The organism is Amycolatopsis sp. NPDC058278, from assembly GCF_042881395.1.
Taxonomy (GTDB): Bacteria; Actinomycetota; Actinomycetes; order Mycobacteriales; family Pseudonocardiaceae; genus Amycolatopsis.
The window spans coordinates 1-24,529 of the sequence record NZ_JBHVXZ010000003.1 but is presented as its reverse complement, the minus strand read 5'-3'; the positions used below and the strand labels follow the sequence as shown (position 1 = coordinate 24,529).

Annotated in this window: 24 protein-coding genes; 17 read left to right on the top strand and 7 right to left on the bottom strand. The window is 70.4% G+C overall.

The genetic code is table 11. The features are described from left to right. Positions 1 to 65: 65 nt before the first annotated feature. The gene (locus ACFVYA_RS01980) at positions 66 to 719 is read right to left on the bottom strand and encodes an amino acid-binding protein (protein ID WP_043781008.1); all 654 of its coding nucleotides are present in this window, start codon (positions 717 to 719) and stop codon (positions 66 to 68) included. A gap of 236 nt (positions 720 to 955) precedes the next feature. On the opposite strand from ACFVYA_RS01980, the gene gatC reads away from it, so the two are divergent. From gatC to ACFVYA_RS01940, 8 genes are all read left to right on the top strand, one after another. Next, positions 956 to 1,255: an Asp-tRNA(Asn)/Glu-tRNA(Gln) amidotransferase subunit GatC gene (gene gatC / locus ACFVYA_RS01975; RefSeq protein ID WP_285988990.1), complete on the top strand. Its 300-nt coding sequence runs from the start codon at positions 956 to 958 to the stop codon at positions 1,253 to 1,255. After that, entirely contained in the window at positions 1,252 to 2,769 is a 1,518-nt protein-coding gene (gene gatA / locus ACFVYA_RS01970; protein ID WP_387041283.1) for an Asp-tRNA(Asn)/Glu-tRNA(Gln) amidotransferase subunit GatA, read from the top strand. The genes gatC and gatA overlap by 4 nt, the downstream gene beginning before the upstream one ends. Then, entirely contained in the window at positions 2,766 to 4,271 is a 1,506-nt protein-coding gene (gene gatB, locus ACFVYA_RS01965) for an Asp-tRNA(Asn)/Glu-tRNA(Gln) amidotransferase subunit GatB (RefSeq protein ID WP_387041280.1), read from the top strand. Before gatA ends, gatB begins: the two co-directional genes overlap by 4 nt. Beyond that, a complete protein-coding gene (locus ACFVYA_RS01960; RefSeq protein ID WP_387041278.1) occupies positions 4,268 to 4,798 on the top strand; it encodes a hypothetical protein in 531 nt (176 codons plus the stop codon). Before gatB ends, ACFVYA_RS01960 begins: the two co-directional genes overlap by 4 nt. Before the next feature lie 279 nt (positions 4,799 to 5,077). After that, positions 5,078 to 6,148, top strand: a complete 1,071-nt coding sequence (locus tag ACFVYA_RS01955; RefSeq protein ID WP_387041275.1) for a Gfo/Idh/MocA family protein — start codon at positions 5,078 to 5,080, stop codon at positions 6,146 to 6,148. Beyond that, complete coding sequence (locus ACFVYA_RS01950) at positions 6,145 to 7,065, top strand: PmoA family protein (protein WP_387041272.1); 921 nt, start codon at positions 6,145 to 6,147, stop codon at positions 7,063 to 7,065. The genes ACFVYA_RS01955 and ACFVYA_RS01950 overlap by 4 nt, the downstream gene beginning before the upstream one ends. Further along, positions 7,062 to 7,784, top strand: a complete 723-nt coding sequence (locus ACFVYA_RS01945) for a cupin (protein WP_387041270.1) — start codon at positions 7,062 to 7,064, stop codon at positions 7,782 to 7,784. The genes ACFVYA_RS01950 and ACFVYA_RS01945 overlap by 4 nt, the downstream gene beginning before the upstream one ends. Beyond that, positions 7,781 to 8,923, top strand: a complete 1,143-nt coding sequence (locus ACFVYA_RS01940) for a Gfo/Idh/MocA family protein (protein ID WP_285988997.1) — start codon at positions 7,781 to 7,783, stop codon at positions 8,921 to 8,923. Before ACFVYA_RS01945 ends, ACFVYA_RS01940 begins: the two co-directional genes overlap by 4 nt. A 123-nt stretch (positions 8,924 to 9,046) precedes the next feature. Here the strand turns inward: ACFVYA_RS01940 and ACFVYA_RS01935 are convergent, their stop codons facing one another. Beyond that, positions 9,047 to 10,255 (bottom strand): PQQ-dependent sugar dehydrogenase, encoded by a 1,209-nt coding sequence (locus ACFVYA_RS01935; protein ID WP_387041267.1) that lies wholly within the window; start codon positions 10,253 to 10,255, stop codon positions 9,047 to 9,049. A gap of 65 nt (positions 10,256 to 10,320) precedes the next feature. On the opposite strand from ACFVYA_RS01935, the gene ACFVYA_RS01930 reads away from it, so the two are divergent. Beyond that, positions 10,321 to 11,229 (top strand): 2-hydroxyacid dehydrogenase, encoded by a 909-nt coding sequence (locus ACFVYA_RS01930; protein ID WP_387041264.1) that lies wholly within the window; start codon positions 10,321 to 10,323, stop codon positions 11,227 to 11,229. A gap of 37 nt (positions 11,230 to 11,266) precedes the next feature. After that, positions 11,267 to 11,842, top strand: coding sequence for a DoxX family membrane protein (locus ACFVYA_RS01925; protein ID WP_387041261.1), 576 nt, complete (start codon positions 11,267 to 11,269; stop codon positions 11,840 to 11,842). Between the two features lie 692 nt (positions 11,843 to 12,534). On the opposite strand, the gene ilvD is transcribed toward ACFVYA_RS01925, so the two are convergent. Next, a complete protein-coding gene (gene ilvD, locus ACFVYA_RS01920) occupies positions 12,535 to 14,379 on the bottom strand; it encodes a dihydroxy-acid dehydratase (protein WP_387041258.1) in 1,845 nt (614 codons plus the stop codon). Positions 14,380 to 14,471: 92 nt separating this feature from the next. Next, positions 14,472 to 14,921, bottom strand: a complete 450-nt coding sequence (locus tag ACFVYA_RS01915) for a PH domain-containing protein (protein WP_387041256.1) — start codon at positions 14,919 to 14,921, stop codon at positions 14,472 to 14,474. A 334-nt stretch (positions 14,922 to 15,255) separates the two neighbouring features. Here ACFVYA_RS01915 and ACFVYA_RS01910 point away from each other — a divergent pair, with 334 nt between their 5' ends. The 4 genes from ACFVYA_RS01910 (at position 15,256) to ACFVYA_RS01895 (ending at position 19,098) form a co-directional block, all read left to right on the top strand. Then, positions 15,256 to 17,148 carry an acetolactate synthase large subunit gene (locus ACFVYA_RS01910; protein WP_285989003.1) on the top strand — a complete coding sequence of 631 codons (1,893 nt, stop codon included), beginning with the start codon at positions 15,256 to 15,258 and terminating at the stop codon, positions 17,146 to 17,148. Between the two features lies 1 nt (position 17,149). After that, positions 17,150 to 17,656, top strand: a complete 507-nt coding sequence (gene ilvN / locus ACFVYA_RS01905; protein WP_003080760.1) for an acetolactate synthase small subunit — start codon at positions 17,150 to 17,152, stop codon at positions 17,654 to 17,656. A 36-nt stretch (positions 17,657 to 17,692) separates the two neighbouring features. Beyond that, on the top strand, positions 17,693 to 18,706 hold the full coding sequence (gene ilvC, locus ACFVYA_RS01900; protein WP_026469083.1) for a ketol-acid reductoisomerase: 1,014 nt from the start codon (positions 17,693 to 17,695) through the stop codon (positions 18,704 to 18,706). 110 nt (positions 18,707 to 18,816) lie between these two features. Then, positions 18,817 to 19,098: a DUF397 domain-containing protein gene (locus ACFVYA_RS01895; protein ID WP_013223584.1), complete on the top strand. Its 282-nt coding sequence runs from the start codon at positions 18,817 to 18,819 to the stop codon at positions 19,096 to 19,098. Here ACFVYA_RS01895 and ACFVYA_RS01890 read toward each other — a convergent pair. Further along, positions 19,095 to 19,958, bottom strand: coding sequence for a nuclear transport factor 2 family protein (locus tag ACFVYA_RS01890; RefSeq protein WP_387041250.1), 864 nt, complete (start codon positions 19,956 to 19,958; stop codon positions 19,095 to 19,097). The two genes, ACFVYA_RS01895 and ACFVYA_RS01890, sit on opposite strands and share 4 nt — an antisense overlap. A 70-nt stretch (positions 19,959 to 20,028) precedes the next feature. Continuing rightward, the gene (locus tag ACFVYA_RS01885; RefSeq protein ID WP_387041247.1) at positions 20,029 to 21,345 is read right to left on the bottom strand and encodes an ankyrin repeat domain-containing protein; all 1,317 of its coding nucleotides are present in this window, start codon (positions 21,343 to 21,345) and stop codon (positions 20,029 to 20,031) included. A 240-nt stretch (positions 21,346 to 21,585) separates the two neighbouring features. On the opposite strand from ACFVYA_RS01885, the gene ACFVYA_RS01880 reads away from it, so the two are divergent. The 3 genes from ACFVYA_RS01880 to ACFVYA_RS01870 all read left to right on the top strand — a co-directional run bounded on the left by ACFVYA_RS01880 (position 21,586) and on the right by ACFVYA_RS01870 (position 24,140). Next, a complete protein-coding gene (locus ACFVYA_RS01880; protein WP_387041244.1) occupies positions 21,586 to 21,900 on the top strand; it encodes a transposase in 315 nt (104 codons plus the stop codon). After that, positions 21,897 to 22,778 carry an IS3 family transposase gene (locus ACFVYA_RS01875; protein WP_387041241.1) on the top strand — a complete coding sequence of 294 codons (882 nt, stop codon included), beginning with the start codon at positions 21,897 to 21,899 and terminating at the stop codon, positions 22,776 to 22,778. The genes ACFVYA_RS01880 and ACFVYA_RS01875 overlap by 4 nt, the downstream gene beginning before the upstream one ends. A 240-nt stretch (positions 22,779 to 23,018) precedes the next feature. Next, on the top strand, positions 23,019 to 24,140 hold the full coding sequence (locus ACFVYA_RS01870) for an aromatic ring-hydroxylating dioxygenase subunit alpha (protein ID WP_285985704.1): 1,122 nt from the start codon (positions 23,019 to 23,021) through the stop codon (positions 24,138 to 24,140). On the opposite strand, the gene ACFVYA_RS01865 is transcribed toward ACFVYA_RS01870, so the two are convergent. Next, a partial coding sequence (locus ACFVYA_RS01865; RefSeq protein ID WP_387041238.1) for an FCD domain-containing protein occupies positions 24,137 to 24,529 on the bottom strand: 393 nt, incomplete at its 5' end. The genes ACFVYA_RS01870 and ACFVYA_RS01865 overlap by 4 nt on opposite strands.

Below are 24,529 nucleotides of genomic sequence, written 5' to 3'. Positions count from 1 at the left end.
GGCGTTGTCGAGAAAGGGACGAGCCCACGCGGACTCGTCCCTTTCGGCGACGTGACGGGCTTTCGCTAGCCGTCGAGGACGACCGCGACGATGCCGGCGAGGTGGGCGAGCCGGGCGACCTCCGCGGCGCGGAAGTTCGGCCCGCCCGGGCGGGCGACGAGCAGCGCCTTGCCCGGCTTGCCGAGCGGGGTCGCGGCGAGCTCGGTGCCGAGCTCCTTCCACGTCTCCGGGATCCAGGCCTCCTCGCTGTCGAGGACCGTCGCGCGTTCCAGCGGCAGCCACGGCAGGTCGGTGATCGGGGTCTCCGGGGCCGCGCTGGACGAGGCCAGCCGGACCGCGCCGGTCTCCGAATGTTCGACGATCATCGCCCAGCCGGCGCGCACGATGCGGGGAACGCCCTCGGCGAGGATGTCGAGGCCCGACTTCGGCTGCGCGGCGATCTCTTCGACGAGCTCGAGCTCGCGGTGCGTGTCCAGGACGCCCGCGTAGGGACGGACCGCATCGACTTCGACGCCCTCGACACTCTCCGCGGCCGTGATCAGCGCGTCGGGCAGACGGCCCGACGGGAGCTCGACCACCAGGTCGTCGACGGCGACTCCGCTGCCGCGCTCGACGACGTCCACGCTGAGGATGTCGGCGCCTACCGTGCCGAGCGCCGTGGCGACCGCGCCGAGGGTCCCCGGGCTGTCCGGAAGGAGGACCCGGATCAGGAACGACACCACGCGCCCCTCTCACCTCTGGCGTCCCAGCCTTGCCGTGGGACGCTCGATGCCGGTCGCCGATTGTGACAGACGCACCCGGCTCGCGGGACCTGCTGTCCGCCGGGCGGGATGTGAGCGTCGCCGGACGGCAGCCGGCCTGCGCCGGGCGTAACCCAGTCGAGTCCGCCCGCGCCGCCACCATAGACTTGCAGCTTCCGAGACAACCCGCACAGCACAACCCGGGAGTCACCCGCGTGCCCAACATTTCCCGAGACGAGGTCGCGCACCTCGCGAAGCTGGCCAGGCTGGCCGTGACCGACGACGAGATCGACGTCTTCGCCGGCCAGCTCGACCAGATCCTGGACTCGGTGGCCAAGGTGAGCGAGGTCGCCGCCGCCGATGTGCCACCCACGTCGCACGCCGTGCCACTGACGAACGTCTTCCGACAGGACGTCGTCGTCCCCGGGCTCTCGCAGCAGCAGGCACTGGCCGGTGCGCCGGCCGCCGAAGAGGGCCGGTTCCGGGTGCCGCGGATTCTGGGGGAAGAGCAGTGACCGAGCTCATCAAGCTGACCGCCGCGGAGCTGGCGGGCAAGATCCACTCGCGCGAGGTGTCCGCGGTCGAGGTCACGCAGGCCCACCTGGACCGGATCGCCGAGGTCGACGACCACATCCACGCGTTCCTGCACGTCGACACCGAGGGCGCGCTGGCCGCGGCCAAGGCGGTCGACGAAGGTCTCGCCGACGGCCAGGCGCCCGCGTCGCCGCTGGCCGGCGTGCCGCTCGCGCTCAAGGACGTGCTGACGACCGAGGGCGTACCGACGACCTGTGGTTCGAAAACGCTCGAAGGCTGGATCCCGCCGTACGACGCGACCGTGACGCGCAAGCTGCGCGAGGCCGGTGTCGTGATCCTCGGCAAGACGAACATGGACGAGTTCGCCATGGGGTCGTCGACCGAGAACTCCGCGTACGGCCCGACGCACAACCCGTGGGACCACGCCCGCATCCCGGGCGGGTCGGGCGGTGGCTCGTCGGCGTCGATCGCGGCGTTCGAGGCCGCCATCGCGATCGGCACCGACACCGGTGGGTCGATCCGGCAGCCCGGGTCCGTCACCGGGACCGTCGGGGTCAAGCCGACCTACGGCGGCGTCTCGCGGTACGGCCTTGTCGCTTTTTCGTCCTCGCTCGACCAGGCCGGGCCCTGCGCGCGGACGGTGCTCGACGCCGCTCTGCTGCACGAGGTCATCGCCGGGTATGACCCGCGGGACTCGACGTCCATCGACGCACCGGTGCCGCCGGTCGTCGCCGCTGCGCGCCAGGGTGCGAACGGTGACCTGAAGGGCGTCAAGGTCGGCGTCGTGAAGGAGTTCGGCGGCGACGGCTACCAGCCGGGCGTGCTGCGGTCGTTCCAGGCCGCGGTCGAGCAGCTGCGGGCGCTCGGCGCGGACGTCGTCGAAGTGTCTTGTCCGAATTTCGTCTACGCGCTGCCCGCGTACTACCTGATCGCGCCCAGCGAGTGCTCGTCGAACCTCGCGCGCTTCGACGCCATGCGCTACGGCCTGCGCGTGGCCGACGACGGCACGCACAGCGCCGAAGAGGTCATGTCGCTGACGCGTGAGAAGGGCTTCGGCGCCGAGGTCAAGCGGCGGATCATGCTGGGTACCTACGCGTTGTCGTCCGGCTACTACGACGCCTACTACGGCTCGGCGCAGAAGGTGCGCACGCTCATCGCGCGTGACTTCGACGCCGCCTTCGAGCAGGTCGATGTCCTCGTTTCGCCCACGACGCCGACCACGGCGTTCAAGATCGGCGAGCGCGTCGACGACCCGATGGCCATGTACCTCGCCGACCTGTGCACGATCCCGTCGAACCTCGCCGGCAACGCCGCCATGAGCGTGCCGAGCGGGCTCTCCGACGAGGACGGCCTGCCGGTCGGGCTGCAGATCATGGCCCCGGCGCTCGCCGACGACCGGCTCTACCGGGTCGGCGCCGCCTACGAGGCCGCCCGCGACGCGGCCGCCGGTGGGGCTCTCATCCACAAGGTCCCGGAGCTGGGAGGAACGAAGTGACTGCCGTGGCCGAGTTGATGGACTACGCCGACGTCGTCGAGCGGTTCAACCCCGTGCTCGGGCTCGAGGTGCACGTCGAGCTGAACACGAACACCAAGATGTTCTGCGGCTGCCCGAACGAGTTCGGCGGCGAGCCGAACACGAAGGTCTGCCCGACCTGCCTCGGCCTGCCCGGCGCGTTGCCGGCGGTCAACGGCAAGGCGGTCGAGGGGGCCATCCGGATCGGTCTCGCGCTGAACTGCGAGATCGCCGAGTGGTGCCGGTTCGCGCGGAAGAACTACTTCTACCCGGACATGCCGAAGAACTTCCAGACCTCGCAGTACGACGAGCCGATCGCCTTCAACGGCTACCTCGACGTCACGCTCGACGACGGCGAGGTCGTGCGCGTTCAGATCGAGCGCGCGCACATGGAGGAGGACACCGGCAAGTCGCTGCACGTCGGCGGCGCCACCGGGCGGATCCACGGTGCCGAGCACTCGCTGCTCGACTACAACCGGGCCGGCGTACCGTTGATCGAAATCGTGACGAAGCCGATCGAGGGCACCGGTGAGCGGGCGCCAGAGGTCGCGCGGGCGTACGTGAGCGCGCTGCGGGACCTGCTTCGCGCGCTCGACGTGTCCGATGTCCGGATGGACCAGGGCTCGCTGCGGTGCGACGCGAACGTCTCGCTGATGGCGAAGGACGCGACCGAGTTCGGGACCCGCACCGAGACGAAGAACGTCAACTCGCTGCGCAGCGTCGAGCGCGCCGTCCGCTACGAGATGACGCGGCAGGCGGCGATCCTCGCCGAGGGCGGTTCGATCAAGCAGGAGACGCGGCACTTCCAGGAGGCCGACGGCACCACTTCGCCGGGCCGCACCAAGGAGACCGCTGAGGACTACCGGTACTTCCCGGAGCCCGACCTGGTCCCGATCGCGCCGTCGCGCGAATGGGTCGAGGAACTGCGGGGGACGCTGCCGGAGATGCCTTCGGAGCGGCGGAAGCGGATCCAGCGGGAATGGTCGCTTTCCGACGAAGCCCTGCGTGACCTGCTGAACGTCGGCGCCGTCGAGCTCGTCGCGGCCACCGTCGAGGCCGGCGCGTCGCCGGACGACGCCCGTGGCTGGTGGGTCAACACCCTCGCCCAGGAGGCCAACGCCCGCGAGGTCGAGCTGGCCGAGCTGGCGATCACCCCGGCCCAGGTGGCCGAGGTGATCGGGCTGGTCAAGTCCGGCGAGCTGACGAACAAGCTGGCGAAGGAAGTCGTCCAGGGCGTGCTCGCCGGCGAGGGCGAGCCGCGGGAAGTCGTCGAGAAGCGCGGGCTGAAGGTCGTCTCGGACGACTCGGCGCTGCTCGCGGCGGTCGACGAGGCCCTGGCGGCGCAGCCGGACGTCGCGGAAAAGATCCGCGGCGGGAAGGTCGCCGCAGCGGGCGCGATCGTCGGTGCGGTCATGACGGCCACCAAGGGGCAGGCCGACGCCAAGCGGGTCCGGGAGCTGATCATCGAGCGCGTCGGTTCTTGACGTTGCCGGGATTCGTCAAAAGCGTCACCTGGCGCGAGTGGCTCGGCTTGGCGGCCGGGCTGCTCGCGCTGGGCTCGACGTTCCTGCCGTGGACCACGCTGACCGCCACCAGGCCGGACATCGAGGACATCCTCGCGCAGCTGCCCCACGGTGACGTCGTCCGCGACGCATGGCACTCGAGCTTCTTCTCCTGGTGCCCGCCGCTGCCGTTGCTGCTGGCCGGGCTGGTCGTGGTCGCTTTCGGGCGAATCCGGACCCTGCGCGTCAGTGGCCTGCCGCAGCTGTGGCTGGTGGTCGCCGCGGCGTCGCTGCTGCTGATGGTGCTGGGCTGGTTCACGCTGGACTGGGAGTTCGACGCCGACCAGCGCGGCATCTTCGAGGCCGCCGGGGTCACCATCGGACCGGGCCTGGGCCGGTTCCTCGGGCTGTTCGCGGCGCTGGTGTCCGGTGTTGCCGCTTTCCTGGACATGCGGGCGATGCGGGCCGAGAGCCGGCAGCCGCGGAAGACCCGCAGCAAGAGCGGCTGATCTTCGCGGGGCGCCGCGCGGGCCACTTCGGTAAGAGTCCTACCGCTGGAGAATTTCCGACCGGCTGCGCGAGTCGTCCGACCGGTGGATCGCGATCGTTGACAACGTTGACATCGCGGTCGCCCGTTGCATGAGAAAGCGCTTTCTGGAACGGTCGGAGGCACGCAGCCCGGCCGCGGAGATCGCCGTTCCGTGGGTGGCGGGCGGCGCGGATCGGCGCTGCTGGGGCGTCGGAGCCGTGGAGGGAGACCCGGGTTGGCTGAGGGAAAGCGCTTACGGGTGGCCGTCATCGGAACCGGGGCCATCGCGGAGAGTCACCGGACCGCCTTCGAGGCCCACCATGAAGACGTCGACATCGTGGCCGCCGCCGACGTCGATGAGGCGCGGGTTGCCGCGTTCTGCGCCGGGACCGAGCACGCCAAGCCGTACGGCGACCTTGGCGCCCTGCTCGCCGAGCAGGAACCGGACCTCGTCTCGATCTGCACGCCGCCGAGCCTGCACGTCGAGCAGACGAAGAAGGCGCTCGAAAGCGGTGCCTGGGTCTGGTGCGAGAAGCCGCCGTGCCGGTCGCTCGCCGAGTACGACGAGATGACCGTTTCCGAGCGAGACGGCGGTCCGTACGCCGCCTTCGTCTACCAGCAGCGGTCCGGCTCGGCCGCCGCTCACTTCCGGGACCTGCTCGCCGGCGGGGAGCTGGGGCGCCCGCTCGTCGCGCACTGCCAGACCACCTGGTACCGCGATGCCGCCTACTACGCGGTCCCGTGGCGTGGGCGCTGGGAGACCGAGGGCGGCGGGCCGGCCATGGGTCACGGCATCCACCAGATGGATCTGCTGCTCCACCTGCTCGGCGACTGGGCCGAGGTGCGCGCGATGACCGCTCGGCTGGTGCACGACGTCGAGACCGAGGACGTCTCGACCGCGCTGGTCCGGTTCGAGTCGGGGGCGCTCGCGACCGTCGTCAACAGCGTCCTCTCGCCGGACGAGGTGAGCCGGATCCGGATCGACTGTGAGCTCGCCACCACCGAGCTCACCCACCTCTACGGGCACGGCGTCAAGGACTGGCGCTACACCCCGGCGCCGCACGTCGCCGAGGACGCCGTCGAACGCTGGCACACCCCGGCCGACGACGTCGACAGTTCGCACGCCGCCGCGTTTTCCCCCATCCTCGCCGCCTACCGGGCCGGGCGGCGGCCGCCGTGCAGCGGCGACGACGGGCGGCAGGTGCTGGAGTTCATCGCCGCGCTGTACAAGTCCGCCTCCACCGGGGTCGGGGTGCGCCGCGGCGAAATCGGGCCGGGCGATGCCTTCTACCGCTCCATGGCCGGCGTCGAGGGAGGAGCCCGCGGATGAGTGCGACGATCACGGTGACCCACCGGCACGGCGAGCACGTGTCCGTCGAAGCGGGCGGCGTCCAGCTGATGTCCTACGTGTACAAGCCCGATCCGGTGGCCTTCGAGTCGCGCAAGCCCTACGCCCACCCGCTCCGGACCCTCGGCGGGCGGCACGTCAGCGGGTACCGGCCCGCCGACCACCGGTGGCACAAGGGCCTGCAGATGACGTCGAGCCACCTGTCCGGGCAGAACTTCTGGGGCGGCCACACCTACGTCCCCGGCGACTGGTACCAGGAGCTGCCCGACCGCATCGGGTCCATGCGGCACGACGAATTCGCCGCCTTCACCGTCGAACCCGATCGGCTGAGCTTCGCCGAAAACCTCACCTGGGTCGCCAACGGCGGGGACGAGTGGGCGCGGGAGCGGCGGGACATCGTCGTTCACTCGGTCGAGCCGGACGAAGGGGCCTGGGCGCTCGACTGGGGGATCGAGCTGACCAACATCCGCGACACCCCGCTGATGTTCGGCAGCCCGACCACCGCCGGCCGTGAGCTGGCCGGGTACACCGGCCTGCACTGGCGGGGGCCCCGGGACTTCGGCGGTGGCCGGGTCCTCGGCCCCGGCGACATCGAGGGCGAGGACCTGATGGGCGCGCAGGCGCCGTGGCTCGCGTTCGTCGGCGAGCACGACGGCGTCGACGCGCATTCGACGCTGGTTTTCGCCCATGCACCCGAGAACGACAAGGCGATCCACGAGTCGCACTGGTTCGTCCGTGCCCAGGAAGCGCCGATGGTCGCCTTCTCGTGGGCGTTTTTTGACGAATTCGAACTGCCGCCGGGCGAAAGCTTCGCCTACCGGTACCGGATCGTTGTCGCCGACGGGGCCTGGGACCGCGACCGGGTGACCCGCTACCTCGACGGGCACGGGTGGTCATGAACGATTTTCCGCTACCGGGTGGCATCGGCGTCTCGCACCTGCGCGCCTACGACTGGGCGGCCGAGGACGGCGTCTGCGGCGGCAGCCCGCACCTCCACCTCGCCTGCACCGAGGCCTACGTCGTCACCGGGGGCCGGGGTGCCGTCCAGACCCTGAGCGTCGGCGGCTACGCGGAGACGCCCCTGTCGGCCGGGGTCATCGCGTGGTTCGCGCCCGGCACCGTGCACCGGATGGTGCAGGACGACGGCCTGCGCGTCACGGTCCTCATGCAGAACAGCGGGCTGCCGGAGGCCGGGGACGCCGTGTTCACCTTTCCGCCCGATGTGCTCGCCGACGCGGCCGCCTACGCCGAGGCCGCGGCGTTGCCGAAAACCGAGGACGCCGCGCGGCAACGCCGTGACCTGGCCGTTCGCGGGTACCTGCCGCTGCGGGACGCCCTGCGGGACGGCGATCCGGAACCGCTGCGGGCGTTCCACCGGGCGGCCGTCGCGCTCGTCGCGCCGAAGGTCGCAGAGTGGGTACCGCGCTGGCAGGCCGGGGCGTTGCGGGCCGCCGAACTGACCGGCGCGCACCTCAAGGCGCTCGCCGACGGCGACGGGAGCCACCTCGACCGGTCCGGCCTGCGGGTCGCGACGCCGTCGAACCCGGACGGCTACGGCATGTGCGGCCGCCGGACCGAATACGACATCCCGCTCGACCAGGAAGGCTTGGAAAGATGAACCAGTCCAGCATCGGAGTGCTGCTCAACGGGGTGACGGGCCGGATGGGCTACCGGCAGCACCTGCTCCGGTCGGTCCTGGCGATCCGCGAACAGGGTGGCGTCACCCTCCCGGACGGCAGCCGCGTGCAGCTCGAGCCGATCCTCGCCGGGCGCAACGCCGCGAAGCTCAAGGACCTCGCCGACCGTCACGGCCTGACGGCGTGGACCACCGATCCCGGCTCCGCGCTGCAGGACGTCGAGATCTACTTCGACGCGCAGCTGACGTCGGCGCGTGAGCCGTCGGTGCGGGAGGCCATCGCCGCGGGCAAGCACATCTACGCCGAAAAGCCCCTCGCCGAGACACTGCCGGCGGCGCTGGAGCTGGCCGGGCTCGCGCGGGACGCCGGGATCTGCCACGGCGTCGTGCACGACAAGCTGTTCCTGCCCGGGCTGCTCAAGCTGCGGCGGCTGATCGACGGCGGGTTCTTCGGGCGGATCCTGTCGGTGCGCGGCGAGTTCGGCTACTGGGTCTTCGAAGGCGACTGGCAGGAGGCGCAGCGCCCGAGCTGGAACTACCGCGCCGAGGACGGCGGCGGGATCGTGCTCGACATGTTCTGCCACTGGAACTACGTGCTCGAGAACCTCTTCGGCCGCGTCTCGGCGGTGACGGCGAAGGCGGTGACGCACATCCCACGCCGGTGGGACGAGCAGGGGGAGGCGTACGCGGCGACCGCGGACGACGCCGCGTACGGCATCTTCGAGCTGGAGTCGGGGGTCATCGCGCAGATCAATTCGTCGTGGTCGACGCGGGTCTTCCGCGACGAGCTCGTCGAGTTCCAGGTCGACGGCACCGAGGGCAGCGCGGTCGCCGGGCTGCGGCGCTGCCGCGTCCAGCACCGCTCGGCGACGCCGAAGCCCGTCTGGAACCCGGACCTGCCGGCGACCGAGCCCTTCCGCGACCAGTGGCAGGAGGTGCCGGACAACGCCGAGTTCGACAACGGCTTCAAGGCGCAGTGGGAGGAGTTCGTGCGGGACGTGGTCGCCGGACGGCAACACCGGTACGACTTCTTCTCGGCGGCTCGCGGCCTGCAGGTGGCGGAGGCCGGGCTGACGTCGTCGGCCGAAGGGCGGCGGGTGGAGCTGAAGCCGCTGAGCTGACCGGTCGGCGGGCGAGGGCGGTCCGGCACCGGCCGTGGCAGTGCGCGGATCGGTCGCTGCGCGCGGCCGGTCCTGGACGCGCGCGGCGTGGTCGATAATCGGCGACCGGCGAAAACCCGCAGGTCAGTCCTTGCCGTTGCCGCCGCCGGACGTGGCCGGGGTGATCAGCACGACGCGGTCGTCGCTGGAGACCGGGGTGCCGCCGTCCTTGTTGACCGTGCCCGCCACCGCCAGCTGCGGGTTGATCATGCTCATGCCGGCGAGCCGCCCGTACGTCAGCGGTGGCTTGCCGGTCTTCCCGTCGAGGCTGACCGTCGGCTTGCCGCTGATCGCCCCGTCCGGACTGACCGGCAGGTTCTGCAGGTTGCCGGCCAGTGCGGTGCCGACCGAGAGCGAGCCGTTGGCGTCGACGAAGTCGGCACAGCCCGCGACACCCGGTTTGTCCGGCCACGTCCACGCCGGCGTCGCCAGCGGCTGGCCGGCCTGGATCCGGTAGAGGGCGTCCTTGTCGGCGAGGCGGTCGGTGACCCAGACGCGGCCGCCGTCGGCCGACGCGCACACCCCGCCCGGCGCGTGCAGGCCGGCCGCCACCACGAGCGAGCCGTTCGGGTTGCCCGCCGCGGCCTTGCCTGAGGTGTCGATGCGCAGCAGCTTCCCGGCGAGGGAGTTCGGGTCGGCCGCGGCGGCCGGGTTGCCCCCGTCGCCGGTCGCGACCAGGAGCGCGCCCCGGTTGTCGGTGCCGATCGTGCCGCGGTTGCCGGACGTGCCCTTCGGGATGCCGGTGAGCACCGGCTTCGGCGACTGGCCCTTGGCGAACCGCACGACGCGGTTGTCGGTCGCGGTCGTGACGTAGGCGAACACCAGCTGGTCCTCGACGTACGACGGCGACAGCGCGAGCCCGGTCAGGCCGCCGTCACCGGCCGCCTGGACGTCGAGCTTCGCGAAGTCCGTCGCGTCCTTGCCGCTCGTCGCCAGCACGACGCGGCCGCTCTTGCGCTCGCCGGCCAGCGCGCTGGGCGTGGAGCCGTCACCCGGCAGGCCGGCGACCGCGGCGACGGTGTCCAGACAGGTCGCGATCACCGACGGGTCGAAGTCCTTGCAGCCCTGCGGCGGCGGCACCGGCGCGGCCGACTGGCCGGGCCGCGCCTGCTTGGGGTCGCTCCCGGAGTCCGCGCCGGGACCCTGGACCTCGGGCGGCGACTCGGGGCTCGGCACCGGCGCCGGGCTGAACGTCTGGCCCGCCGCGGTGTCGTCGAACCGCGCGCACCCGGCGGGCAGCAGGACGCCGCAGGCCAAGATCGCCAGCAGGGCCGAACGGTAGCGGGTGCGCATGATCCCCCAGCCTAAGGGCCGGTGCGTGAACCATGGGTGAGTACTCCTCGGTTACGTTGGAGATCATGAGGCTGACCGTGCTGGTGCCCGACGACGAGGGCATGACCGTGCTCGCCGAGGTCCCGCGGGTCCTGCCCGTGCGCTACCAGTGGGGCGAACCGGTGCCGCCCGAGGCCGGGAAGGCCGAGGTGCTCATCCCCGGCAAGCACCCGCCGGGGGAGCAGCTGTGGCGCACGCTGCCGAACCTGAAGCTGATCCAGCTGTTGTCCGCCGGCGCCGAGGACTGGGTCGGCAAAGTGCCCGACGGCGTCCTGCTCTCCACCTGCCGCGGCGCGCACGGCGGGAGCACGGCCGAGTGGGTCGTCGCGGCGCTGCTGTCGATTTACCGGAAGCTGGACGTCTTCGCCGCGGCGCAGCGCGAAGGCCGGTGGGAGCGGCAGACGGCGGACACGCTGCAGGGCAAGCGCGTGCTCGTCGTCGGCGCCGGCGACCTCGGACAGCACCTGCGACGCCGGCTCGAGCCGTTCGACGCGCGCTGCACGATGGTCGGGATGACCGCGCGGGAGGGCGTGCACGGCGTGCGTGAGCTGCCCGGGCTGCTCGAGCTGCACGACGTCGTGGTGCTGATGGTGCCGCTGACCTCCCGCACACGCGGGATGGTCGACGCGGAGTTCCTGGCCCGGATGCGCGACGGTGCGGTGCTGGTCAACGTCTCGCGCGGCGCCGTCGTGGCCACCGACGCCCTGGTCGCCGAACTGACCACGGGCCGGCTGCGGGCCGCCCTCGACGTCACCGACCCCGAGCCGCCGCCCGCCGGGCACCCGCTGTGGACGGCGCCGGGACTGCTGCTGACGCCGCACGTCGGCGGGGCCGTGCGCGGGGTTCGGGGCCGGTCGTACGCCGTCGCCGCGGCCGAGATCGCCCGGTACGCCGGCGGCGAGCTGCCGGACAACCTGGTGCACGGCGAATACTGAGCTCGCCAGGCCCGCGGCGATCGCCTAACCTGCGCGGGTGAGCAGTGGAGACGACGTTTCGCAGCAGCCCACCAGCCTCCTGTCGGGCGTCGAGGACGATCGGCCGGACGACACCCCGCGCCAGGGAGGCCTCGGGCTCGGCCTGCTGATTCTGCGGCTGGCGCTCGGCGTGACCATGGGAGCGCACGGCCTGCAGCACCTGTTCGGCCTGTTCGGCGGGCCGGGCATCGGCGGGTTCGCGCGGGTGCTGGAGACGTACGGCTACCACAAGCAGACGACGCTGCTGTCGTGGATCACGGGAATCACCGAAGTCGGTGGTGGCGTGCTGGTGATCGTCGGGCTGTTCACGCCGCTGGCCGCGGCCGGCTTGCTCGGGGTGGCGGCCAATGCGGTGTACGCGAAGTTCCGCGGCGGGTTCTTCGAGGGTTCGGGGCAGGGGTTCGAGTTCGAGCTGCTGCTGGCGGCTTCGGCGCTGAGCCTGCTGTTCACCGGCTCCGGGCCGATTTCGCTGGAGCGGAACACGCCTTGGCGGAAGCGGCCGTTGCCGTTGGGGTTGGTCTCGCTGCTGCTCGCGGCCGCCGCGGCTGTCGTGGTCATTGTTCTGACGCGGTAGCGATTTCGCCGTGCCGAGGTCGTGTCGGCTCGGGGTGGGGACAACTCGGCGGCTTGGAGCGGGGCTGTGGACAACTGCGGTTCGCGGGTCCGGAATTGTCGGTGCGCTCCGGTAATGTTGAAATCGGGGGTCCCCCTCGCGGCGTAGGGGGCAGGTAAAGGCTTTTGGCCTGGTTGCGGGGCGGGCGCAGCGCCCATTGACCATGTGATTGTCATGGGTCCCATCGAATGGGTCGATTCTGGCGCTTGTCGCCGGGGCCGTGGCGGCCGGAGCCCCAGTCGTTCACCGCGATCGGCGGTTGGTCGTCGACGGCCCATAGTCGGAACATGTCGCTGTCTGCATCAACGTGGACTACGGATTTACCGTCCAGGAGAACCGTCTCCACACCCTGCCCGGCCGGGAGATTCCCTGTAGCGGTTCGGGAAGACGGTACTGGCGGGACGGACCCGCGGTTGGCCGCTTCGGTAGCGCCGGCCTGGGGATAACTGGTCGGCTCGGAGCGGAGCTGTGGACAACTGCGGTTCGCGGGTCCGGAATTGTCGGTGCGCTCCGGTAACGTTGAAATCGGGGGTCCCCCTCGCGGCTGAGGTACCTGGGAGGCCGAAAAAGCGGCTCAAGCATGGCCGTCGCAGCCAGGCTTTGAATGCCGGAAGGCCGCCCCGGCGAACCAGGACGGCCTTCTCGAGCCAGGGCTACTTGTTCACGTCGCGGACCGCGCCCGTGTCCGCCGATGTCGCCATCCGGGCGTACGCGCGCAAAGCCGCCGTCACCGGGCGCTGGCGGTCCTTCGGCTGCCACGGCCTCTCGGACGCCTCCATCTTCGCTCGCCTCTCCGCCAGCACCGACTCGTCCACCAGCAGCTCGAGGCGGCGCTCGTGGATGTCCAGCAGGATGCGGTCGCCGTTCTCCACCAGGCCGATCAGGCCGCCCGCCGCCGCCTCCGGGGAGATGTGGCCCACCGAAATGCCCGATGAGCCGCCGGAAAACCGGCCGTCCGTGATCAGGGCGCACTTCTTGCCCAAGCCCGAGCCCTTGAGGAACGCCGTCGGGTGCAGCATCTCCTGCATGCCCGGGCCGCCCGCCGGGCCCTCGTAGCGGATCACCAGGACCTCGCCCGGCTGGATCTCCTTCTTCAAGATCGCCGACACCGCTTCCTCCTGGCTCTCCAGCACCCGCGCCGGGCCCTCGAAGTGCCACAGGTCCTCGTCGATGCCCGCCGCCTTGATCACCGCGCCGTTCTCCGCGAGGTTGCCGCGCAGGATCGCCAGGCCGCCGTCCTTCGTGTACGCGTGCTCGACGTCGCGGATGCAGCCGCCCGCCGCGTCCGTGTCCAGCGATGACCAGCGGTTCGAAGTCGAGAACGCCTGCGTCGTGCGGACCCCGCCCGGGGCCGCGTGGAAGAGCTCGACCGCCGTGGAAGACGGCGAAGCCGCCCGGATGTCCCAGGAACCGAGCCACGACTCGAGGTCACGTGAGTGCACCGACCACACGTCGGTGTTGAGCAGGCCGCCGCGGTACAGCTCGCCGAGGATCGCCGGGATTCCGCCCGCCCGGTGGACGTCTTCCATGTGGTAGTCGGAGTTCGGCGCCACCTTCGACAGGCACGGCACGCGGCGGCCGATCGCGTCGATGTCGGCGATCGTGAAGTCGACCTCGCCCTCCTGGGCGGCCGCGAGGACGTGCAGCACCGTGTTCGTCGAACCGCCCATGGCCATGTCCAGCGCCATCGCGTTCTCGAACGCCGCCTTCGAAGCGATCGAGCGCGGCAGGACCGACGCGTCGTCCTCCTCGTACCAGCGGCGGCACAGCTCGACGACCGTGCGGCCGGCCTCCTCGAACAGCGCGCGGCGCGCGGCGTGCGTCGCCAGCGTCGAGCCGTTGCCCGGCAGCGAAAGCCCCAGCGCCTCGGTGAGGCAGTTCATCGAGTTCGCGGTGAACATGCCGGAGCACGACCCACACGTCGGGCACGCCGAGCGCTCGACGACGTCGAGTCCTTCGTCGTCGACCTCGGTGCTCGCCGACGCCGCGATCGCGGTGATCAGGTCGGTCGGGGCCTGCGCGACGCCGCCCACGACGACGGCCTTGCCGGCCTCCATCGGGCCGCCGGAGACGAACACGACCGGGATGTTCAGGCGCATCGCGGCGTTGAGCATGCCCGGGGTGATCTTGTCGCAGTTGGAGATGCACACCAGCGCGTCGGCCTGGTGCGCGTTGACCATGTACTCCACCGAGTCGGCGATGATCTCGCGCGAGGGCAGCGAGTAGAGCATCCCGGAGTGGCCCATGGCGATGCCGTCGTCGACGGCGATCGTGTGGAACTCGCGCGCGACGCCGCCCGCTTCCTTGACCGCGCCCGCGACGATCTCGCCGAGGTCCTTCAGGTGCACGTGGCCGGGCACGAACTGGGTGTAGGAGTTGGCGATCGCCACGATCGGCTTGCCGAAGTCGCTGTCGGTCATGCCGGTGGCACGCCAGAGCGAGCGCGCGCCCGCCGCGTTGCGGCCGTGGGTGGTGGTCCGGGAACGAAGAGGCGGCACGGGAAACTCCCAGGTCAAAGGGTGGCCAGCGAAACTGGTAGGACCAATTTACGCCGCCGGGCGAAGCCGGTCCGTCGAGGGTGGGGGCCGGGTTACTCGCCGGCCGGGGTCTCCGACGTCCCGGGCTTGATGTCCTCGGCCGCGAGCACCCCGCTCGGGTCGGCGACCAGCCCGTCGCTCACCAGCGACAGCACCGGCAGGTGCCGGGTCCGCACGGTCGGCAGCGGCACCTTCGTGTCGTCCTTCAGCACCGCCTGCACCCGCGACTTCTTGGTGATCGCGAGCCCCTTCAACGCCGACCACGGGATGTCGCGGTGGCCGAACATCGTGCGGACCGCCAGCCCCGAGCGCGTCGCGATCGTGCGGTGGCGGACCACGAACACCGCCAGCGCGATCGGGAAGATGTAGAGCCACTGCAGGTACGGGATCTCCCCGAGCGCGATCGGCGTCACGCAGATCGTCAGGAGGGCGATCGCCATGAAGGACGTGCGGGGGACGCGGAAGACGGCCTTCCGGCCTTCGTCCTGCTGTTTTTCGGCCACACGGAAATGGTGCACCGCGCGCACACCCGGCCCGAACCCGGGTCGGGACGACGTGACGTGCGCCGCGAAGGCGTCCAGCATGCGGACACACCATCCCGCAGAGTTGACACCCGCATGGCGTTCGGTCTAGCGTCATCGCCGTGACACCGCTGACCGGCCTCGTACTTCCCAAGCGCGTCGACGCTTAGGGAAGACTTTCCGCTGCGTCGACGCGCGAACCCTCGTGCGACCTTACGGTCGGCGAGGGTTTTTTGTTGCCCAAGGGAAGAGATTCCCGGCCCCACCGCACAAACCGACCCGAACGAGTGACACCGAGACCCACGAGGCAGATCCGATGACCAGTGCGACGTCGCGCAGCGACGCGAAGCCCGGGCCGACGCCCGGAACGCCCGGAGCACGTCCGAAGCCGGCGCCACCGGCGGGAACGCCGGTGCGCGTCACCGGCGCCCAGTCCCTCGTGCGCTCGCTCGAGGCCGTCGGCGCCGAGGTGGTCTTCGGGATCCCGGGCGGCACCATCCTGCCCGCCTACGACCCGCTCCTCGACTCGACGAAGGTCCGCCACGTCCTGGTCCGCCACGAACAGGGCGCCGGCCACGCGGCCACCGGGTACGCCCAGGCCACCGGCAAGGTCGGCGTCTGCATGGCGACCTCGGGTCCGGGCGCGACCAACCTGGTCACCCCGCTCGCCGACGCGAACATGGACTCGGTCCCGGTCGTGGCCATCACCGGCCAGCAGTCCCGCGCGCTGATCGGCACCGACGCGTTCCAGGAAGCCGATATCTGCGGCATCACCATGCCGATCACCAAGCACAACTTCCTCGTCACGGATCCCGCGGACATCCCGCGGACCATCGCCGAGGCGTTCCACCTGGCCTCGACCGGCCGCCCCGGCCCGGTCCTGGTGGACATCCCCAAGGACGTGCTGCAGGAGATGACCTCGTTCTCCTGGCCGACCGAGCTGCGGCTGCCGGGCTACCGCCCCACGCTGCGCCCGCACGGCAAGCAGGTCCGCGAAGCCGCGAAGCTGATCGCCAAGGCGCGGCGCCCGGTGCTCTACGTCGGCGGTGGTGTCATCAAGGCCGAGGCGCACGAGCAGCTGAAGCAACTCGCTGAGCTGACGAACATCCCCGTCGTCACCACGCTGATGGCGCGCGGGGCGTTCCCCGACTCGCACCCGCAGCACCTCGGCATGCCGGGCATGCACGGCACGGTCGCCGCGGTCGCCGCCATGCAGCGCGCCGACCTGCTGATCGCGCTCGGCGCCCGGTTCGACGACCGGGTCACCGGCCAGCTGTCCTCGTTCGCGCCGGACGCCGCGGTCGTGCACGCCGACATCGACCCGGCCGAGATCTCCAAGAACCGCAAGGCCGACGTCCCGATCGTGGGCGACTGCAAGGAGATCATCGGCGAACTCATCACCGCCGTGAAGGCGGAGTTCGACCACAGCGGCCAGCCCGACCTGGCCGACTGGTGGACCCAGGCCGACGACTGGCGCAAGAACTACCCGGCCGGCTACGAGTGGCCGGACGACGGTTCGCTGTCGCCGCAGTACGTCATCGAGCGGATCGGGCAGATCGTCGGCCCGGACGCCGTCTACGCCGCGGGCGTCGGCCAGCACCAGATGTGGGCCGCGCAGTTCGTCAAGTACGAGAACCCGCGCACGTGGATCAACTCCGGCGGCCTCGGCACCATGGGCTACGCGGTGCCCGCCGCGATGGGCGCGCAGTTCGGCGTCCCGGACAAGCAGGTCTGGGCGATCGACGGCGACGGCTGCTTCCAGATGACCAACCAGGAGCTGGCCACCTGCGCCATCGAAGGCGCGCCGATCAAGGTCGCCGTCATCAACAACGGCAACCTGGGCATGGTCCGGCAGTGGCAGAACCTCTTCTACTCGGAGCGGTACTCCAACACCGACCTCGGGACGCACAAGCACCGCATCCCGGACTTCGTCCTGCTGGCCGAGGCGCTCGGCTGCGCCGGCCTGCGCTGCGAGACGAAGGAAGACGTCGACGCCACCATCCGCCGCGCGATGGAGATCAACGACCGCCCCGTCGTGATCGACTTCGTCGTGGGGAAGGATGCCCAGGTGTGGCCGATGGTCGCGGCCGGCACCGGCAACGACGAGATCATGGCGGTCCGGGGCATCCGGCCGTTGTTCGACGACGACGAGGTTTCGGTCGAGACGACCGAAGCCGCCGCGGAAGCCGCTGGGGAAGGTGAGCGCTGAGATGAGCGTCCACACGCTGAGTGTCCTGGTCGAGAACAAGCCGGGTGTGCTCGCGCGCGTCTCGGGCCTGTTCTCCCGGCGCGGTTTCAACATCGAGTCCCTCGCCGTCGGGCCCACGGAAAACCCCGAGGTGTCCCGCATGACGATCGTGGTCGCCGTGGAAGAGCTACCGCTCGAACAGGTGACGAAGCAGCTCAACAAGCTGGTCAACGTGATCAAGATCGTCGAGCTGGAGCAGTCGACCGCCGTGCAGCGTGAACTGCTGCTGGTGAAGGTTCGCGCCGACAACACCGTGCGCAGCCAGGTCCTCGAAACCGTCCAGCTCTTCCGTGCGAAGGTGGTGGACGTGTCCCCGGAGGCGCTCACCGTCGAGGCGACCGGGACGTCGGACAAGATCGGTGCGTTGCTGCGGATGCTGGAGCCCTATGGCATCCGCGAGCTGGTCCAGTCCGGCATGGTCGCGGTGGGTCGCGGCGCCCGCTCGATCACCGCAACTTCACCGCGCTAGAAACTTTGTAAGTCAGGAAAGGAAGCAGTAACCCCCATGGCAGTGGAAATCTTCTACGACGACGACGCCGACCTCTCGATCATCCAGGGGCGCAAGGTCGCTGTCATCGGCTACGGCAGCCAGGGCCACGCCCACTCGCTGAGCCTGCGCGACTCCGGCGTCGACGTCCGCATCGGCCTGCCCGAGGGGTCCAAGTCGCGGGCGAAGGCCGAGGAGCAGGGCCTGCGCGTGCTCACCCCGGCCGAGGCGTCGGCCGAGGCCGACCTGATCATGATCCTGGCGCCGGACACCAAGCAGCGCCACATCTACGAGCAGGACATCGCGCCGAACCTCAAGGACGGCGACGCCCTCTTCTTCGGGCACGGCTTCAACATCCGCTACGACCTGATCAAGCCGCCGGCGAACGTCGACGTCGCCATGGTCGCCCCGAAGGGCCCGGGCCACCTGGTCCGCCGCCAGTTCGTCGACGGCAAGGGCGTCCCGGCGCTCATCGCCGTGGAGCAGGACGCCTCCGGCAACGCCCAGGCGCTCGCCCTCTCCTACGCGGCCGCCATCGGTGGCGCCCGTGCCGGCGTCATCAAGACGACGTTCACCGAGGAGACCGAGACCGACCTCTTCGGCGAGCAGGCCGTGCTCTGCGGTGGCGCGTCTGCGCTGGTGCAGACCGGCTTCGAGGTGCTCACCGAGGCGGGCTACGCCCCGGAGATCGCCTACTTCGAGGTGCTGCACGAGCTGAAGCTGATCGTCGACCTCATGTACGAGGGCGGCATTGCGCGCCAGCGCTACTCGATCTCCGACACCGCCGAGTACGGCGACCTGACCCGCGGCCCGCGCGTCATCTCGCCGGCGGTCAAGGAAGAGATGAAGAAGATCCTCGGCGAGATCCAGGACGGCACGTTCGCCCGCGAATGGGTCGCCGAGGACGAGGCCGGCCGGCCGAACTTCACCAAGCTCGAGGAGCAGGGCAACCAGCACCCGATCGAGGCGACCGGCAAGAAGCTGCGCGACCTGATGTCGTGGGTGGACCGGCCGATCACCGAGACCGCCTGACCTTCTTTCGGCAACACAGTTCGGTCACACAGTTCCAGGACGCTGAAGGGGACGCCCGCGCCGGGCGTCCCCTTCAGTGCGTTCGGTGGTCGTTTCGCTACGCTGGAGACATGAGTGATCAGCCGGTCGACGACAAGGCGCACATCCGGCACCACCTCGACTTCACCAAGGCCGAGTGGATCCGGGCCGAGCCCGAAGGCGTCACCCTCGACGACTGCGTCGAGTACGCGTTCATCGAGCACACCGACGGCGTCACCTACACGGCGATGCGGCAGTCGGCGAAGCCGGACGGGGTGATCCTCGTCTTCACGCCGGGGGAGTGGGACGCGTTCGTGAAGGGCGTTCGCGACGGCGAGTTCGACCTGCCCGAGGACCTCGCCGCGGAGGCTTAGACCTTCGCCGCCAGTTCGGGAATCCGCCCGGTGTCGCCCGCGACGCCGAGGTGGTCGCCGTAGTCGCGCGATTCGACGATCAGGCCGTCGCGGACGCGCATGGCGAAGATGTTCGCGATCCGCACCCGTCCGCCACCGAAGTCGCCTTGGTAAGCGAACTCCCCGATCAGCACCTCCGGGTCGGCGCCCTGGTAGGTCACCAGGTCCGCGACCTCGAAGTCGACGCCGACGTCCTTGGCCGCCGCGAAGTGCTTTCGCAGCTCGTCACGCGTCCGCAGCACCGGCGCGCCCGGCAGGAACGGGTGCGTCACGTGGGTTTGCTCGGCGTACAGGTCCGGCAGTTCAGCCCAGCGCTTGCCCGCCACGCCGTGGACGAGCTGCTCGAACACCGTGCCCGAGGTCGGCGAGGCGGCCGGTGACAGCTCACGCGGCGGTGCCTGCTCGTAGGCCTTGACCAGGTCGTCGACGCCGTCGCGGATGACCGCGAGCCGCAGGTAGTCGTGGTAGTCGCGGGAATGGACGATGAGGCCGTCGCGGATCCGGAGCACCTGGATGTTGGCTGCTGCGATCGTCCGGCCGGTTTCGGCCGACTCGGCGTCGTAGTCGTATTCGGCGACGATCACCTCGGGGTCGGTCGTCTCGTGGACGGCGACGTTCTTGCGCTTGAGCCGCAGGGCTCCGGCGAGGACGCCGGTGAACCGCTCGTGGACCGCGTCGCAGCCGTGGAGGCGCGTCGGCCGCGGGACCGCTTGCGGGTGTTCGACGACGGTGTCTTCGGCGTAGAGCGCGGAAAGCTCGCTGAAGCGTCCTTCGCTGATTCCGTCGGACAACGCGGTGAAGACGTCGCGGGGTGTGGTCATGGATCCTCCCAGAAGGCAAAACGGAGTCTGTAGTCCGTCTGCGACGATACGGACTACAGACTCCGGTTGTCTACCTGAGCAGCTCCCGTGCGGCCGGCTGCCCGCACACCTCCGCCCACTTCTCGGGCGTGCTGCCGAAGATCGCGTCCCGCGCGCCGAGGTCGGCGCCGTTTTCGACGAGAGTGCGGAGGACGTCGAGGTGCCCGGACTGCGCGGCCAGGTGCAGCGCCGTGACGCCCTCGCCGTGGTTCGGGCCGCCGAACGTGCCGCGGAAGTTCACGTCGGCGCCGAGGTCGAGCAGCGTCCGGACGGCGTGGAGCCTGCCCTGCGCCGACGCCCAGGCCAGCGCGGTGCCGCGGTAGACGTCGGCGTTCACGTCGGCTCCGCGGGCGACCAAGGTCCTGAGGGCGTCGACCCGGTCGTTGCGCGCCGCCCAGGCGAGGGCTTCGTTCCTCACTTCGGCGGGGTCGTCCGTCGGCTGCCAGCGCGGGAAACCGCTGTGGGGCCGGTAGAAACCGCGGTGGGCGCCGCCGCGGCCCGAGGTCAGGAGTTCGCCGATGGCGTCGATGTCGCCGAGCCCGGCCGCGACGCGCAGGTTGCCCGGCGCGCGGCTGTGCGCGGCCAAGGTCTCCGCGGCTTCGCGGTGGCCCCAGAACAGGGCGACGACCAGGGGCGTGCCGCCGTCGCCGCGGGCCGCGACGTCGACGGGCGCGCCGCGGCGCAGGAGCAGGTCGAGCAGGAGCGGCAGGTTGCTGTAGGCGGCTTGGTGCAGGGGTGTCCAGCCGTGGACGTTGCCGCGGGCCGGATCGGCGCCGTGGTCGAGGAGGATCCGGCTGAGCCGCTCGTCGTGCGTGGCGCCGGCCATGCCGAGCAGGTCGTTCCCGTTGGTGCCGCGGGCGTCGACGAGGCCGGGAAACTCGCCGAGCAGCGTTTCGAGCCGCTCGGGATCCCGGGCCTCGATCGCCCGGTACGCGCGGGCGAACGGCTCACCACTGTCCACAAGAGACTCGACGTGAGCGCGGAGTGCCTTCCAGGAACCGAAACCGTGCTCGCGGGCGACGACCGCACGGGCGCCGTCGCGGGTGAGTGGCTGGTTCCAGCGGTCGAACGGCTCCTTCGCGCCGGGCGTGTCGTCCTCGGCCGAGGCGAGCAGGCCGAGCGCGCGCTCGGCGTAGTAGCCGACGTCCTGGTGGTACGGGTGCTGCAGGGTTTCCCCGTGCTCGGTGACGCGCCGGACGTAGGCCTGTAGCTTCGGCCAGCTCGGGAACCCGTGGTCCCTCGCGATCCGGAACTGCGCTTCGGCGAGTTTGACGCTTTCGGCGCGCGCAAGGTCCTTCGCGCGCTTGCGCAACTGGTCCAGGCTGGGTTTCGCGGGCAGCGCGCCCATGGTGCCTCCTTCCCTCGTCGCCCGTGGTCCGCCGGCACCGGGCAGGAAAGAGGTGCGGAGCTGGTGGTGCGGTGAAGCGGGGGTGGGCTCGGCCCTTTCCGCGGACGGGGCGCGGCCCGCACCGCGCCCCGCCACCCTACCCCCGAACCCGGACCCCGCGTGATCCCCGACAGAACTCGCGTGATTGAAGCCGGAACTCGTGGAGTTGCCCCGTGGGGCTGGACACCTTGATTCCAGACAGTGGTCTGGAGGGAGGATGTCCTGGTGTCTCGCAGGTCAAAGTATCCGGAGCAGTTCCGTCGTGACGCGATCGAGCTGGTGAACTCGAGTGACCGTCCGTTGCGGCAGATCGCCCGCGAACTCGGGGTCAATCACGAAACCCTGCGGTCGTGGGTGAACGTGGCCAAGCAGGCCGCCGAGGCCGGGCCGCCGCTGGAGGATCCGGCGGTGACCGATGAGGTGACGCGGTTGCGGAAGCAGGTCGCTGAGCTGCAGAAAGAGAAGGAGATCCTGCGGAAAGCGGCCGCCTATTTTGCGCGCGAGATGGATCGATGATCTACCGCTACCGATTCATCTCCGAACACCGCACCGAGTTCGGTGTCCAGCGGTTGTGCCGGGTCCTGGGCCTGCGCCGGCAGGGCTTCCACGAATGGGTCGCCGCCGAGCAGACCCGCAACGCACGAGCGGAGGCCGAAGCCGAACTGGTCACCCTGATCACCAGCATCCATGCCGAGCATCGTGGTGCCTACGGGGTGCCCCGTGTCACCGCGGAACTGCACCGCCGCGGCCACACCGTGAACCACAAGCGGGTGGAGCGGCTGATGCGCGAACACGGCCTGGCCGGGATCACCCGCCGCAAAAGACGCAGCCTGACTCGCCCTGCGGCCGGCCCGGTCACCCCCGTGGCCGATCTGATCCGCCGCGACTTCACCGCATCGGCGCCGGGACTGCGCATGGTCGGGGACATCACCTGCCTGCCCACCTTCGAAGGCTGGCTCTACCTGGCCACCGTCATCGACCTGCACACCCGCGAAATCGTCGGCCACGCCATGGCCGACCACATGCGCACCGACCTGGTCTGCGACGCCATCGACCTCGCCACCGCCCGCGACCTCATCCAGCCCCAAGCGGTGTTCCACACCGACCGCGGCGTCCAATACACCTCCGGCCAGTTCCGCACCGCCCTCGCCGAACACAAGATCCGCCCGTCGGTCGGACGGGTCGGGTCCTGCTACGACAACGCGGTCGCCGAAGCCTTCTTCGCCACGCTGAAGACCGAGATCGGCGCCACCATCTGGCGCACCCGCACCCAAGCCCGCCAAGACGTGTTCCGCTACCTGCACTACTACAACCACAAGCGGCTGCACTCCACCATCGGCCAGAACACGCCAGCCGAAACCCGAACCAACTACGCTCAAACCCCACCTGCCTGAAAACCCGTGTCCGCCTCACCGGGGCAACTCCAAGTCCGTGTCGACCCTCTGATCACGCGTGTCGACTGTTCCATCACGCGAGTTGACCCTGTGGTCACGCCGTGTGGGTGAAAGGCTTGGCGGGGTTGAAAAGTTCGGGTTGACAGGGGGTTGGGGCGGGAGTCACTCTGGTGCGGAGTGTGCAACAAGCCGCGTTCTGCGCAACTACTCCCGTCCTGATCCGCGGAGAGGACCACGCCGGTGACCACAACCGACCTGCCGCCGAGCCTGCTCGCCACCTTGCCTGGCAGCTCCTACACCGATCCGGCGGTCTTCGCGCTGGAGCAGGCGAAGATCTTCGAGGCGGACTGGTTCTGCGCCGTGCGCAGCGCCGACCTCGCCGGTCCCGGGTCGTTCGAGACCGTGCAGATCGGCAAGGAGAGTGTGCTCGTCGCGCGGGGCCGGGACGGGCGGCTGAACGCGTTCCTCAACGTCTGCCGCCACCGCGGCGCCCGGCTGTGCACCTCGGAGAGCGGTACGGTCAAGCGCGCCTTCCAGTGCCCGTACCACGCCTGGACGTACGGCCTCGACGGCAAGCTGATCGCCGCGCCCAACCTCACCGGGATGCCGGACGTCGACCGCACCGAGTTCGGCCTGACGAAGCTCCACCTGCGGGAATGGCTCGGCTACGCCTGGGTCTGCCTGGCCGACGAGCCGCCGTCGTTCGAAGAGACCGTCGTCGGCGCGGTCACCGAACGGCTCGGCAGCGCCAACGAGATCGACGCCTACGGCATCGACGGCCTGGCGCTGGGCAAGCGCATCGAGTACGACGTGAAGGCCAACTGGAAACAGATCATCGAAAACTTCATGGAGTGCTACCACTGCGCGACGATCCACCCGGAGCTCACCGAAGTCCTCCCGGAGTTCGCCGACGGCTACGCCGCGCAGTACTACGTCGGCCACGGCGCCGAATTCGGCGGTGACATCAAGGGCTTCACCGTCGACGGCAGCGAAGGCGTCGACCGCCTCCCCGGCGTCACCGACGCCCAGGACCGCAAGTACTACGCGATCACCATCAAACCGGGCGTCTTCGTCAACCTGGTCCCGGACCACGTGATCCTGCACCGGATGTTCCCGCTCGCCCCGGACCGGACGCTGGTCCGCTGCGACTGGCTCTACCTGCCCGAAGTCGTCGAATCCGGCACGGACCTGACCCGGTCGGTGGAGCTGTTCCACCGCGTCAACCTGCAGGACTTCGAAGCGTGCGAACGCTGCCAGCTGGCGATGGACTCGCGTGCGTACGCCAACGGCGGGGTGCTCGTGCCGAGCGAGCACCACATCGGCGCCTTCCACGACTGGGTGCGGACCCGGCTGGCGGTCTAGATCAACGCCCGGATGGCGGCCTCGAACCCGGTGACGTGCTCCAGCGTCAACGCGGCGGCCTTCTCGGCGTCACCTTCGATGATCGCGGTGAGGAGCGGGACGTGCTCGTCGACGTGGCCGGCCATCCCGGACAGCCGGGGCACGAACACGCACCAGATCCGCGTCGCGAGGTTGTCGTACCGGATCAGCGTGTCCTCGAGGAACGGGTTGTGCACGCACCGGTAGATCGCCCGGTGCAGGGCGAGGTCGGTGCGCAGCAGCTCGGCGTTGTCCCCGGCCGGGACGCCGGTGTCGAGGTGGGGGCGCCGCGCGGGGGGGGGGGCTCGGTCGGCCGCGGGCGGGCGCGCGGCCGCGCCCGCCGGCGCCCGCGGATCGGGGGTGGGGCGGGG

Bases quoted from the DNA above. Each gene is read 5' to 3' on its own strand.
- ACFVYA_RS01950 (WP_387041272.1), top strand. From the start codon at position 6,145: ATGAGTGCGACGATCACGGTGACCCACCGGCACGGCGAGCACGTGTCC.
- ACFVYA_RS01945 (WP_387041270.1), top strand. From the start codon at position 7,062: ATGAACGATTTTCCGCTACCGGGTGGCATCGGCGTCTCGCACCTGCGC.
- ACFVYA_RS01940 (WP_285988997.1), top strand. From the start codon at position 7,781: ATGAACCAGTCCAGCATCGGAGTGCTGCTCAACGGGGTGACGGGCCGG.
- ACFVYA_RS01935 (WP_387041267.1), bottom strand. From the start codon at position 10,255: ATGCGCACCCGCTACCGTTCGGCCCTGCTGGCGATCTTGGCCTGCGGC.
- ACFVYA_RS01930 (WP_387041264.1), top strand. From the start codon at position 10,321: ATGAGGCTGACCGTGCTGGTGCCCGACGACGAGGGCATGACCGTGCTC.
- ACFVYA_RS01910 (WP_285989003.1), top strand. From the start codon at position 15,256: ATGACCAGTGCGACGTCGCGCAGCGACGCGAAGCCCGGGCCGACGCCC.
- ilvN (WP_003080760.1), top strand. From the start codon at position 17,150: ATGAGCGTCCACACGCTGAGTGTCCTGGTCGAGAACAAGCCGGGTGTG.
- ilvC (WP_026469083.1), top strand. From the start codon at position 17,693: ATGGCAGTGGAAATCTTCTACGACGACGACGCCGACCTCTCGATCATC.
- ACFVYA_RS01895 (WP_013223584.1), top strand. From the start codon at position 18,817: ATGAGTGATCAGCCGGTCGACGACAAGGCGCACATCCGGCACCACCTC.
- ACFVYA_RS01890 (WP_387041250.1), bottom strand. From the start codon at position 19,958: ATGACCACACCCCGCGACGTCTTCACCGCGTTGTCCGACGGAATCAGC.
- ACFVYA_RS01885 (WP_387041247.1), bottom strand. From the start codon at position 21,345: ATGGGCGCGCTGCCCGCGAAACCCAGCCTGGACCAGTTGCGCAAGCGC.
- ACFVYA_RS01875 (WP_387041241.1), top strand. From the start codon at position 21,897: ATGATCTACCGCTACCGATTCATCTCCGAACACCGCACCGAGTTCGGT.